The organism is Photobacterium sp. 1_MG-2023, from assembly GCF_030547945.1.
Lineage (GTDB): Bacteria > Pseudomonadota > Gammaproteobacteria > Enterobacterales > Vibrionaceae > Photobacterium.
The window spans coordinates 157,622-170,850 of record NZ_JAUORR010000006.1; the positions used below are offsets into that span (position 1 = coordinate 157,622).

Consider the following 13,229-nt stretch of genomic DNA (forward strand, 5'->3'; position numbering starts at 1 on the left):
GCAAAGAATCAGGATTCGTTTCCAACTGAGTTAGTGGATCAGATCACACGCAGAACATGCGTCCGCATTCACACTGCCTAAAACCACTACTTTATTCATCACGTTATCCTGGCCAATATTCATCCACTAAAACTCTTGTATTGTCCCTCCCCCTTTTCAAGGGAGAGGTTCGGTGGGGGGGTTATCTGGCACAAATATTACAGCTCATGCCCGACACAGAAATGATCACTTACGCATCGCATTCAACTTGTTTTGCGCAATTCCCAGCACAGACTCCGCAGCATAGCCGCCATCCTGCCACTCCCCGGTATCTTTCCCTGTCAGCAAACTGATCGCTTCGCTAACATGGTCAATCGCCCAGATGTGAAAATCACCTTTCTCAACAGCAGCCAGTACATCTTTCCGCAGCATCAGGTTATGCGCATTAGAGCGAGGGATAATCACCCCCTGCCCGGCTACCCGTCCCTTGATGCTGCAAACGTCGTAGAAGCCTTCGATTTTCTCGTTCACCCCACCAATGGGCTGTGCCTGACCAAACTGATTCATTGAACCGGTAATCGCAATGGACTGATGGATCGGACAACCCGAAAACGCCGAAATAATCGCACACAACTCGGCCATGGAAGCACTATCACCATCAACGCCGCCATAAGACTGTTCAAACGTCAGATGGGTCGTCAGCGGGATCTTGGCACTCTTGCCAAACAGGGAAGAGAGGTACGCCGTCAGAATCATCACGCCTTTGGAGTGGATACGCCCGCCCAGTTTGACACTGCGCTCAATATCCATCACTTCCCCTTCGCCCCACGACGTTGTTGCCGTAATACGGTTGGGAATACCAAATCGGTGATCTGAAGTTGAAATGACCGACAGCGCATTGATCTGCCCGATGACTTCACCTGCCGTATCAATCAGCGTGGTGCCATTTTTGAAGGTGTACAGCATTTGGTCCTGCAATCGGCTCACCCGCTTTTCCTGCCGCTGCAGTGCCTGCTCCACATGTGCCACCCGGATCATAGTCGCATTGGCCGCTTTTGCGGTGTAATTGGTCTCTCGCAACAAATTGGCGATATCGGCAGAATGCAGAGACAGCTTGTTCTGATCTTCCGCCTGACGGGAGCTGTATTCAATAATTCGGGCAATCGCTTTACGGTCACAATGGAGCATGCCATTGTCATGCACAATGCTGGAGATAAAGCGGGCGTACTGTGCTTCTGACTCCTCTGTCCGATCCATCTCATCTTCAAAATCTGCTGTCACCCGAAAGAGTTCACTGAAATCCGGATCATAATTCACCAGCAACTGATAGGTTTGATAATCCCCGAACAAAATAATTTTCACATCCAGTGGGATCGGTTCCGGTTCAAGAGAAATCGTGCCCGAAAGCGTGACTTCCCGCTCCAGAGAGATCAGGTTAAGTTTTCTTGAGCGCAGTGCCCGCTTTAAGCCGTCCCATACATAGGGGCGCTCCAGTACTTTCACGGCATCCATCAGCAACACCCCACCATTGGCGCGATGCAGGCTGCCGGAACGAATCAGTGAGAAGTCGGTAAAAACAGTGCCTTTGTAGGTCGCATTCTCGATATAACCGAAAATGGTGTGATAATTCGGGCTTTCTTCAACGACGATCGGAAAACGCTCACTGCTTTGACTGACCAGCACATTTACCTGATAGCGTCGCGGCATTTTCTTGTCCAGTGCCGCATAAGCCAAAGCAACCTGATCTTCGCTTTCCTCTAGGAAAATATCGAGATTTTCCAGAATATCTTTCTGCATCGCAGTCAGATAATCCTTAATCTCGCTATGCCCGCGATACTCTTTTTTCAAAGGTTTGATGAAGTGCGAAACCACATCCAGCGCCACTTCTTCATTCAGCTTCTGGATTTTGTCGGAAAACTCTTCTTCCCAGTTGGTCAACTGACGCGCAATACCCCGTAGCTTCACTTCCAACGCACTGATCATCGCTTCAAATTTCTCTTGCTCTTCCTGCGGAAGCGCATCGAAGCTTTCTTCGGTATGGGGTTCCTCACCATTCATGGCAATGAGCTGATAGTCCCCTTGCGTCGTCAGGGTCAGGCTGACACTTTGTTCCTTCGCTTCCGTCGTCAGGCTGCCCAGTGCAGACTGCTGCTTTTCCGCCAATTGATTTTTCAGCTGTTCAGCGCGGGAATAATACATTTCATTGTCAAACGCCAGAGGCAAGGCTTTCACCAGCCGCAGCATCAGCTTTTCAATATCTTTTTTGAATGGTGCCCCTGTCCCCGGTTTCAGTTTCAAGACCTTCGGGGTCCTTGGCTCATCGAAATTGGCAACATAACACCAGTCATACAAGGGCGATGCATCACCATTGGGATCATGCCGATTCAGATAGCGCAGCACCATGGTCCGCTTACCGAGCCCGTTCCGGCCAATGGCATAAATGTTGTACCCCTTCTCCTTCATCGACATCGCAAACTCAACCGCCAGCTGGGCACGCTCCTGGCCGACGATTTCGTCCAGAGGCTCCAACCCCTTGGTTGATGAAAATGGAAAATTATCTTGATTTACATATAGATATAAATCTTTAGGATGTAGTTCTTGAACTGCCATAATGCATCCTTTTCATTGTTATTATCATCCAAGCCGCCCCAAAAAAATGACGCTTCAAACATGCCGAATGGCGACAAAGTGGCGACAGGTAAATTTTCAAGCTCAGCTTTGCAGGTTCATACCACAGTGTCTCTCAGCGGTCGCTATGCCAATCTTTTCAGTTCAGTGTAAAGTGCTTATCAATCACAGAATTTGATGAAATCTTGAATTACGTAAATTACGAGAGGATTTATTTTCCTATTCCTCTTTCTGCATTCTCTGTGATCAAAACTGAAAAAACCCATTTATGATAAATAGTTGATTTATCAGAGGTTATCAAGGATATGGAGATCATCCCTAGATCGTAACCTTTCAGCCACCTCACACGCAAAGTGAATCTTTCCATTTAAAAACAATCACTTAACAACCAACAAAGATCCATAAGATCGTATATGTTTTTTCATTTCCCTGAAAAGAATCACACTTTTTGAAATTTCATATACCTATATGAGAGCACCAACTGATGCCATTTATGTTTGACTGAGCCCTGATACTGCGGGCTTCAAACTATGGCGAGTTACAACCTTACTGTACAGAATTTCAGTAATCCAAAACTGCAAAAAAACTACCGCAAAAACCTCGCAGGCGGGTGTAGAGGAGCGCGGATTACGTGCCCCGTTTGTTCCTTTACGTGATCCTCTGGGTGTATGTGTCGCGGCGTACACCAGGCAAAAGAAAACGCACCCGATTGGGTGCGTGGTTTAATGCTGCGTGTTGGTGTGCTGTCAGCTGACCTTAGTGCCGGATACTTCCGCGTTCTGGGTGATTTCGTCCACCACGGCATTGGCGATGGCTTCTGCCATCTTGGCGGCCATAGCAAACTCGCCACTCATCTCAAAGCCTTGGGCCTGCAGTTCGACTTCAAGTCTGACTTTCAATGATTCCTTATTGAGTGCCATGGTTACTTCCCTGCAAATACGGTGGTTGATACATCAACGTGCGGCTTGCCTGTGAACGGGCAGATGGTGGCACCGGTGCAGACACCTTTGCCGCCGTTGAGTTTGATAGTGTCGGCATCCTCGATGATATTTTTCGCCTTGATGATGAGGTCTTTGCTGATGGTCAGTTGGTCATTGCCTTCAATGGTATGGATGCGGTCTTTCATCACCGTCAGTTTGTCATCGAGGGCAATCACCACATCACGTAACTGGCCGATGACCTGAACCAGATCGCCTGCGGTAGCAATTTGCATATTCCCCAAACTGCCGAGCACCAGATCATCCCCGGCCAGCAAGTTTATGGCGCCCAAGGCTTCAATCAGCTTTTTGCCCGTGATTGCTTCGGTGCTGTGTTCATCAATGGTCAGGTGGTGCTGGCCGAACTGGCCCTGAAAGCTTTCCGCCTGGTCATTGAGTTTGAATGCATTGCGGGTGTACTGCTGGTCAGTCCTATCGATGATATTGCCTGCGACATCGATGCGACGATTGACGCCTTCCCGTTGCTGTTGCAGCTGCTCACCAGGCTCAATCTTTGGCAATGCGTAATCCCGGCCATAAATTCCGCGGATGATAGGCCTGTCATTACGGCCATAGGCAAAGGCGATTTCAACAACCGTGCCTTCTAATGGATAAGCCATCAACCCGGATTCATGTCCGTTCATGTGCACCGGCAACGGGACCGAGCGGTAAACGGGCACTGCGCTGTCTGGCTGCATGTTTTCATCCAGCATCTGAACATCAACCGCATAGCGGGGCCGGAATGGGTCTGCGGGCTGTCCGGACTGGCTGTTGTCACGCACCGCCTCCACCCGGCCAAACATCGGCAAATGGTAACCTGCCGCCAGTTCCGGGAACTGGTTCAGGGTCTCGCGCTTTTTCGGCGAAATCGGGCTTTCCGTGGCTTGCCAGTAGGCGGTCATTTCATCCCCGTGCAACTCCAGCCGGGAGATGCGTTTTCCATTCACCCTGGCGCCTGGACGAAACACAGGAAACGGTGAAAACGTTATGCTGTCGGCCATCTGCCGCTGTGACAGCTCCGGCGGTACCGAGAATGCCCGCAGACCAAAATGGCAATCTGCCCAGCTCCCCACATACACGGTGCCATCGGTTTGCTGGTACCAGACAAAATCAGGTACCTCGAATGCTCGCCCCAGGGATGCCATTAACTGATAGCCGTCGCCCTGGCTGACGAAATTGGGGATTTTGCGGTCGGTGTATGCCACATTCTCAGGCAGAGAAAAAATCAGCCCAGTCAGTTGCGTGAGTTTTTCAATGACGTCGCGTAAGCTTGGATGCTCCAGGCTCACCGCCCAGCGTTGACTCAAGATCCCCGCATTTTCCTTCACCATGATTTTGTGATGGCCGTTTTCAGCCGGTTGTACCTTCTCGATATAGCCATCAAACCAGCGACTGAGTTTGCCGTTATAGCCCACATCAAAGGCAACTGGCTGTCGGGCTTCTGGCGGCTGTTCAGCACTGAAGACGAAAATCGCCCGGCCACCCAGTGACAGCTTAAGGCTGACTTTATGATCGGCCAGTTTCACTTCCTGCTGATTGACGAATAGCCGTGTTTGCAGCTTCACTGGTTCACCTCCTCAGATTGCGCCAGCGCCTGCTGGAATTGGGTCTGGTCCGTTTTCGGGGCTTGCGGTTTGCTGCCTGACTGCTGCTTTTCACGTTGCTCCCGTTGTTCGGCCACAGAGTGATGCTCCCGCAGGCTGAAACTGACAATCCATGCCATTTGCGATTCATGTTCACGGGCGCTAATTCGGCCAGAAAATTTGACCTGGCGGATTTTCAGCGCACGGGCGATATCATTGCCAACCCGGTAGATATGACGCTGGCCGTTGTCGTTTTTGGTTCCGGCAAACTGATAAATCTGGGTTAAGGTCAGGGCGTCTTTGAAAGGGACCAACCCGGTAAAGGTGAGCTGCTTGCCCTTGTCTCCCTGCTCGGCGGTGTCGGTCGCTGAGCTTTGCCCGCTCATGTCCTTGTCTTTCAGCTCCATTTGCATTTCAACCCGCATTTCATGCATGCGGATCACCACGCCATCGAGACTCAGCATAATAGTTCCTCAAAAAACGTCAGCGGCTGGTCACTCAGCAACAGGCTGGCAATGGTATACGGATGATTGCCGGGCACGGTGGATGCAGCCAGCATGGTTGCCATGGAATGCGGGTGGCCGGAAAGCGACATGCTCCAGACACTGCCTTGTAATGATTTCAGGGCGTTTAACTGGTCACTCACTCCAGCTAGGCGCTGTGCGCGTTTGGTGGCTAAAGTGGCGAGTTTGCCGATCACCGTCGTCTTATCGTCAGCCAGTGACTCCAGTGTTGCCAACTGAGTTCCCATGGAAGAGGACGCAACCCGTAACGGCTGTGCATTCAGCGCCGCTGCAGGCTTAAACCTGGGCTGAACAATGGCCGCAGGTTGATGCAATTTGGTTTGCTCATTGGTGGTCAGGGCGGTCGTGAACCGGGCCACCTGACACCAGTCAGGTAAATTGAATACACTGGTAAGCTCGGTCAAACGTTGCGCGAATTCTGATAACTGGCTGGCGGTGAGCATCACCGCGATACCATACAATTCACCGTTTGGCCGATGAGCATCAACCTGATCACGCAACTTGCCCGCTAAATGGTTTACCGCCTGCTGTGGGTTCAGGTAACGGCCGGACTGCAGTTCACTGCCAATCTGATGCATGTATTGCGACACCGTCAGCACCGTTCCCGACTGCAGCAATGCATCCAGCTCCGCACGCAAACCGAGCAAGGCTTCTGCTTCAGTACTGAGCGGGTGACGCTGAAAAGTGACTTTCCCGGCGACGGCATCAAGCTGCCCAGCCGCTTGAGCGGCTGCATTACCAACTTCAGCGGTGACCGTTTCTGCCTGAGTTTGAATACTGGCCGCAGAATGCGGCCAGGTAAGTGATGATAGTTGCCACGTCATGGGCGATTACTCGACTAAAGGCGCAGGGGGCCAGGGGTTGTCCTGCTTAATCTTCATGTACCACTCCTGCGCCTGTTGCTCGTTCTTGTCCGCACCGGCATCATCTCCCAACATGCGCTGCATCCGGGCCTCGTTCATCAGTGGATCAACGATTTGGGCATACTGCTGACGACGGAGGTTATTAATGGCCTGCACTTCAGATTCGAACTTGGCTTGCTCGTCGGTTTGCCAGCCGGAGTCGATCCAAATGTCCCAGCGGGAGGTTGGTTTTTCAGTTGTATAGCCGTCGGTGACTTCAGATGCATCATCAAACTGTTTTGACTTGGTGCAGTCTGATTTTAGCCAGGCCGTGATGGGGTGCTGTTCTTTCCTGATTTCCCAGGCACCATCCTGCCAACGCCTCGGCGGCTTACTGTTTTCATCAAGATACGCAAAATATTCCCCATCTTGTAGCCAGGATGGGTCTGGTAATCGATCTGGCGTGTGGTAGCCGGGAATCAGCATCTCTCCCGGATTCATTTGATCAGCCTGAGCATTGGCAGACCGAATATAGCGACCATCGGTTAATGAATACGCGAGCACTATCATGCGGCTTCTCCATGATAAATATAAACATGAGTCATCAGGGTTTTAGGGCGTGTTTCATCATCAAAATTCCCTTTCCGCTGACCTGCTGCCTCTTGTCCGACATCAGCGGTCACCACGGCTATCCCACCGGGCAAGACAAAGTTGTAATGATCCACCGCAACCCATACATTATCTGGGACACCGTATGACACGGCCGTGCTTGTGTTAGATGCTGATGTTGGCAAACCGTGATTATGGTATTCCACTGCAGATTCAAGTGTGGATGCGAACACTTCATCAGCTTCGGCTCCCCGCCGATAATGGCCCAGATGATAGTCAGGGGTTGTGAATGTGGAAACACCATCTCCCGTTCCATAGTGCCCCGCATATAATTGCGGACTGGCATCAATGACGGCTTGTTCAGTCAGATTTGATGCATCCTGAACAACTGCCCACAACTTCGGATAAGCCAGTCGTGACAGCTCTACACGCTGTGCCTTGACGTAACCGGTACGGGGTTTATCTGTAGAAAACTCAACGATGCTGCCGACAAGTGAATCAACAGGTAGTTTTGCGTTCAGCGCTTCAGGCAGGCCATCAATATTACCAACCACAGGCGGAAAATTTTTTGAGTAAAACTGATTTCCCTTTGCGTCCTGCGGATTGTGCGTATTGAGCGGGACGATCGTGTCAAATACTTCTGGGTTAGACGCAGGCGCTGATGGTGTCGACGATGCAAACGAGATGACTTTAAACTGAAGATGTTTATCGTATGTGGGCTCATTTAACTCTCGCTCACCAAGGAATGTGACATGAGCATCTTGAGAATTGAACCATTCCGCATTGGTGTCATATAGAGCCAGCCATTTTTGCCCCTCATATTCCAGGGCACAGAACTCCAGTCGCCACCCCCGGCGATAAACCATCATGGTGAAAGACGTTTCGTTGTAAGAGCTTTTCACTGAAATTTCAAAATCACCCAACCGCTCTGAAAAATCTTTAGAGCCTCGCGCCATCGTCAGACGACCTGTCACAAATGATTCTTCAAACCGTGTAGAAAGCTCCGCATACGGGACCAGTAAGATTGCAATACGCTGAAAATGATTAGAAAAATGAAATTTTTCCTTTTTACCGTATTGGGGGTGCGGATCCACTGCCGTCAAATGTGCAGGCAGGCCGCCAATCTTACGCCTGTCCACCACACTCCCATCAGCAGCTATATCAGCAATCTTCGCGACGTAATGAAAGCGTCCCTGGCTGTCGGTGTAATCAGATTTCGCGGAACCCGATGCGATGATGCTAACGTGGTTTACCCACTTCGACAGTGACGTGCCGTCACGGTACACATCCAGCCAAAGTGCGTTCGGTTTGGTTGAGACGGTTTGTAGAACGTCATTGGCCAGTACGGCACGCAAGCCGCCGACGTAGGCAACGCCAGAAGTGACGCTGTACTTATTGGGATCGGCCTGCTGAATCACATCAAAGCCACGAATAAATCCGACCTGGCCGTAATTATCCAGGCAGGCTAAGCGGTGGTCTTCATCCATACCCAACAATCGGGCTGAGAAGTCAATCTGCCAGGTACCCGCATCGACGGTCACACCTGCCAGTGCCGCAGCGCCGTTGTATTCCATCACCAGAGTGCGGGTCAGGGCGGAGCCGAGTTCTTTGGTTTCCTGCGCCTTGTGAACCACAAAACCGCACGAACCCGCCACCGATTTGTCACGCAGGAAAATGGCATTGAAGGTAAACGCGGGCTGGCTGCCGGAGATCACCACGGAATACGCCAGGGCGTTGTCGCCCATTTTGCCGAGCTGGTCGATATCCTGCCGGTGCACCCACTGACTGGACGGCGGCAGCCCCTGATTTCGGTCAATCGGCTGACTGGCATTCAGCCCCGGAATGTAGGCAAAAATCATCTCGTTCATGTCCGGGCCTTTGCCCGCACTGATCTGGCTTTGCAGGTAACGTTCAAACTCGAACGGTATTGCAGTCTGACTCATGGGTTGTTTCCTATGCTGGCAACAAAGATGTCCTGGCTGTGATTCATCTGGCTAGGGTTCACAGCCACTGTCTGTGTGTATTCATCACGGGCCCGGTACAGCGCGTGACTGTGGCTGAATTCCCCGTGATGGAGGTTGACGATCACGGGGTAACTCACCTCGAACCGGTAGCGGCGGCAGGTGCGGCCGTATTGCTCAATCAGGGTTTGCATCAGTCGTGAGTTCTGCGACATGGCTGAATCGCGCACCTCAATGGTGATAACATCCCACAGGTCCGGATCTTCCCGTTCTTTAAAAGCCACAATGCCAATATCCAGCCGCTCAAAAATGGCTTTGAATCCGGCCACACTGCCGGAGTCTTTGGCGTTAATGGCCGCGAACTTCACCCGCTTGCGGTAAAGTTCCAGCGGCTCCCCATCAAAGCGTTGAATATCCCGGTCCCACGCCATCAGGTTCAACAGGGTCTCTGTGCAGGTCAGCGGGTCGAACTGTTCCAGCGGCCACTGCAACCATTGCTGCACTTTCTGCATGAAGGCGTACACGCCTTGAGTCAGGTAATGCGGCTCTCGCAAGGCTTCGCTGATGGTGCTGCCATCCTGCCACCACGGGATGTTTATTTTGGGCAGCTTCACGAATCCTCCTCTGGTTCAACGGACAATGACGCCAAACGAGGCTGTTCAATGGCCGCGCTAATGTCTTCCTGAACCAATCCATTTACCCAAATTTTCACCGACTCGACCGTGCTCATGGCCTGGTGAATTTCACTGGCCATCCTCGACACACTGAACCGGCTTTGTGGCCGGGCCCGGCTCATCTCAGCATGGGCTTCGGTTTCCCGAAAGGCGGCACGTACCCGGCTTTCCACTTCATCCAGTGTGGTGGCGGTTTGCTCTGGCGTCAGGTTCTTCACCAGAAGCGCTCTGACGGTGATAGTCACAGGCAAATCCGGGATAGCCGTGCAGGTCAGCACATCCCCGTGCCCGTGATAGCCCTGGTTCATGATGTGTTCATTGAGCTGGCTGATCACTGCGGCGGGCGTAGGGCCAACCTCCATCAGAATGTAAGCCGTCGCGGTGCCCGGTTGGATATGCCCGGTGTTCTCAAAGAAAATATTGTCACTGCGAATCCCTGCCACACTGGCAATGATGGAGCGGTACGCATCGTCAATGTGCCAGCTGCCAGAACTGGTAAACGCGTTCTGGCAACGCAGGGCCAGTTCTTCATCGGTTTCTTCATTGGCGCCCAATCGTGTGAGCCAGTCCGGCTCATTCTCTGCCGAAACAATGCCGGGGATTTCCTGCGGCAACAGGTTGTAATACCCGGCAGGTAAATTAAACGCAGCCCCGGCTTCTGATGCCTCAACAGGTACTCGGCCACTGCCTGTGCCTGCGGGGATCACGGTTTCCGCAGTGACCCTCACCTGATACACGGTGCCATCAATGGGCGCGGTCTGAATCACGGCAGCTTGCGCGATTGTGGTCGCATCGTTCGGGTTCGCCTTGGTCAGGGTGATTTCTCCCTGCGCTTTCACCGCGGCTTTCGGCGTCAGGTTCAGTTCCCAGGCTTTCAGTTCCAGCGCCCAGCGCGACGCCGTTGCCACAAACATATTAGGCAGCACATGGGTTGCCAGCAGCACATTGACCAGCCAGTGAACCGGCGTGACCACTGCCGCCCGCACCCAGCGCCAGAAAGGCGACATGTCGGAATCGTTGGAGACCTTGCTGCCCGCGGCAACCACGGCGGTTTTCAGCTCGGCCTCGATGGCCGCTTCTGTGACAGGCAAGCCTTCATCTTCCATCAGGCGGACAAAATCGACTTCAGGACGTTGGTTCATGCCATCACCTCAATCGTGATATCACCGGTGGGGCCATACTCATACGCCTCAGCACTCAGGGTGATGTAGTCCGGGTTGACTTCAGTGGCCGTGGCCGTGCCGGGGATCACCCGAATATCGCGCTCGGCTTCTTGCTCGATGCGGACCAGCACATCGGCCCGCAGTGCCGGGTTGCGCTCGGCCTGCAGTTCACGCGCCAATCCCTTTTCCATAATGGCGTGCTTGATGTCCTGTGCGATGCTGTATAAATCGCTGGTCGCTTCCGGCTGCTGGCCTGCATCCATCTGCCAGCCGCCGTCGATCACTTTGATGTCGATATATCGTTTATCCGGCATTGAGTTCATCCCATTCGGCTAATTGGTCCGGGGTCATTCCGTTCGGCGCATCAATGTACACATCGCCATACTGACGAATGTTGCTGGTCTGCGACGGTGTCGGGCTGGTCATGGTCTGAACCATGCTTGGTGGCACGGATGGCGTGTTTTCCGGGCGCTTGTACTGAATGGCTGTCGGCATATCGTCAGCAGAGACCTGCTCTGGCAATGGGGCTGCCGTCATCGCCGGGTGCTGCGCCTGATAGGTTGCCGCATCTGGCAAAGTTGCAATAGCAGGCGGGGCAGCTTTTTCAACTTGCTCTACCGCTTTCATGGCAGGGGCTTCAGGCATCTCTCCGGCACGCCATTCAATGTCGATACCGGGGATCATATTCAGTTTGTCGATCACCCAGTCGATGGTGTCAGCCAGGAACTTGAACACAGCGGTATCACCAAACGCGGCTTTCAGGTCATCCCACCAGTAAATCATGGCGCCCACAGCCGCCACCAAAGCGACGATTCCGGCAATCACCCAGGTGATCGGGTTGGCCCACAGCGCCGCATTCATCAGCCATGTGGCTGCGGTCATCGCCATCGTATTGATACGCAACAACTTCAGCACCCCGTTCAGGGTGCCCGTTGTGACCGCCCAGCCAGCTGACATCATGCGGGCAATGCCCATCACCAAAGACAGCGAGGCCACTACGCCACCTAGTGCCAGCGCGCCAATCGCCACATAGCCCAATACTTGCGTGAGGAAAGGAAATTCCTCAGTCCAGCCCGTTAGGTAAACCATGCCATCAGCCATGCTGCCCACAACCGCATTGATTGAAGGCAGGATTGCCCCGAACACCGCCGCCCGAACCGCAAACCAGCTGGCCTCCAGCCGTTCCCACTGGTCTGTCATGGCCCCGGCCATTTCCTCGGCTTTGGTCATGCCTTTCACCTGGCCCAGTGCTTCAATACTGCCTGCCAGCCCTTGGGTATCCGCCATCAGCAGCTTGATTAAGCTGACAGCCTCCTCTGAGCCAAACGCTTTTTTCAGCGCATCGGATTCCGTGACTTCCAGGGTGTCGCCAAACTTGCCTTTCAGTTTGTCGAGAATATCGAGCATCGGCAGCATGTTGCCCTGGGCATCGGTAAACTTCAGGTTGAGTTTATCCTGTGCGGTTCCGACCCCGGCCAGAAATGCCTTGTACTTGGTGCCCGCTTCACTGCCGCTCATGGTGGCCTGCAGGGTGCCAAGAATTGCCATCTGCTCAGACATCGCGATCCCTGCCGACGTCGCGTTCGCACCCACACTGGTGAATGCTGCGCTCATCTCGTTACCCGTGGTTTTGAACATCTGCACCGCACTGGCGGTCATGCCTGCAACCTGCTCAACCCATTCGCCTTTGCCCATCTCTTCAGCCTGATTTTTGAAGATGCCGTACATGGTGCCCATGTAACTGGTGATGGTTGAGGTATCGGCTTTGGTGGCCGCAGCCAAGACGCCGGATGCTTTGGTGAACTGGGACAACTCATTGCCATCGAGTCCAGCAATCGCCGACTGGATATCATAGGAAGCCGCCACAAAATCTGTGGCGGATTTGCCATACTCGGATGAAAATTCAAACGCGGTTTGCGTTAACTGCTTCAGGGCATCGTCGGTGACTCCGAGTGATTTCACTTCCCCGATTTTCCGATCCATTTCAATGGCAGGCATCAGCGCTTCCTGAATAGCAAACCCTGATGCCACCAAACCTGCACCACCCACCGCCATATCCTGCATGCCTTGTTTGCCTGCATTCATGGTGGATTGCACCTGTTTAGTGATGCCCTGTAAGGGCTTGGTGATCTGGTCATTCAGACCAATCTGCATCAGGAGTTTTTCAATCATCGGCTAAACAACCTTGCTATCGCTGCCATCACGGCAATTTCTGTGCGTTCTTTTTCGTGCTTATCCAGCCACAGGGCGCGGGCTAAGTTCTGCGGCTCATCACTTTCACCGGGAAAG

At 52.8% G+C, this 13,229-nt stretch carries 11 protein-coding genes; all 11 read right to left on the reverse strand.

What is annotated here, in order from left to right; translation table 11 throughout:
- Positions 1 to 225: 225 nt before the first annotated feature.
- On the reverse strand, positions 226 to 2,589 hold the full coding sequence (locus Q4579_RS07870; protein WP_303563042.1) for a Lon protease family protein: 2,364 nt from the start codon (positions 2,587 to 2,589) through the stop codon (positions 226 to 228).
- Positions 2,590 to 3,353: 764 nt separating this feature from the next.
- Complete coding sequence (locus tag Q4579_RS07875) at positions 3,354 to 3,527, reverse strand: hypothetical protein (protein ID WP_303563044.1); 174 nt, start codon at positions 3,525 to 3,527, stop codon at positions 3,354 to 3,356.
- A 2-nt stretch (positions 3,528 to 3,529) separates the two neighbouring features.
- On the reverse strand, positions 3,530 to 5,149 hold the full coding sequence (locus Q4579_RS07880; RefSeq protein WP_303563046.1) for a hypothetical protein: 1,620 nt from the start codon (positions 5,147 to 5,149) through the stop codon (positions 3,530 to 3,532).
- The gene (locus Q4579_RS07885) at positions 5,146 to 5,631 is read right to left on the reverse strand and encodes a DNA-binding protein (protein ID WP_303563048.1); all 486 of its coding nucleotides are present in this window, start codon (positions 5,629 to 5,631) and stop codon (positions 5,146 to 5,148) included. Before Q4579_RS07885 ends, Q4579_RS07880 begins: the two co-directional genes overlap by 4 nt.
- A complete protein-coding gene (locus tag Q4579_RS07890; RefSeq protein WP_303563050.1) occupies positions 5,625 to 6,515 on the reverse strand; it encodes a hypothetical protein in 891 nt (296 codons plus the stop codon). Before Q4579_RS07890 ends, Q4579_RS07885 begins: the two co-directional genes overlap by 7 nt.
- A 6-nt stretch (positions 6,516 to 6,521) precedes the next feature.
- Positions 6,522 to 7,103, reverse strand: coding sequence for a hypothetical protein (locus tag Q4579_RS07895; RefSeq protein ID WP_303563051.1), 582 nt, complete (start codon positions 7,101 to 7,103; stop codon positions 6,522 to 6,524).
- Complete coding sequence (locus Q4579_RS07900; RefSeq protein ID WP_303563053.1) at positions 7,100 to 9,085, reverse strand: phage tail protein; 1,986 nt, start codon at positions 9,083 to 9,085, stop codon at positions 7,100 to 7,102. The genes Q4579_RS07895 and Q4579_RS07900 overlap by 4 nt, the downstream gene beginning before the upstream one ends.
- Positions 9,082 to 9,717 (reverse strand): phage tail protein, encoded by a 636-nt coding sequence (locus Q4579_RS07905; protein ID WP_303563054.1) that lies wholly within the window; start codon positions 9,715 to 9,717, stop codon positions 9,082 to 9,084. The genes Q4579_RS07900 and Q4579_RS07905 overlap by 4 nt, the downstream gene beginning before the upstream one ends.
- A complete protein-coding gene (locus Q4579_RS07910) occupies positions 9,714 to 10,919 on the reverse strand; it encodes a baseplate J/gp47 family protein (protein WP_303563056.1) in 1,206 nt (401 codons plus the stop codon). Before Q4579_RS07910 ends, Q4579_RS07905 begins: the two co-directional genes overlap by 4 nt.
- On the reverse strand, positions 10,916 to 11,254 hold the full coding sequence (locus Q4579_RS07915; protein WP_303563058.1) for a DUF2590 family protein: 339 nt from the start codon (positions 11,252 to 11,254) through the stop codon (positions 10,916 to 10,918). The genes Q4579_RS07910 and Q4579_RS07915 overlap by 4 nt, the downstream gene beginning before the upstream one ends.
- The gene (locus tag Q4579_RS07920) at positions 11,244 to 13,112 is read right to left on the reverse strand and encodes a phage tail tape measure protein (protein WP_303563060.1); all 1,869 of its coding nucleotides are present in this window, start codon (positions 13,110 to 13,112) and stop codon (positions 11,244 to 11,246) included. The genes Q4579_RS07915 and Q4579_RS07920 overlap by 11 nt, the downstream gene beginning before the upstream one ends.
- Positions 13,113 to 13,229: the final 117 nt, after the last annotated feature.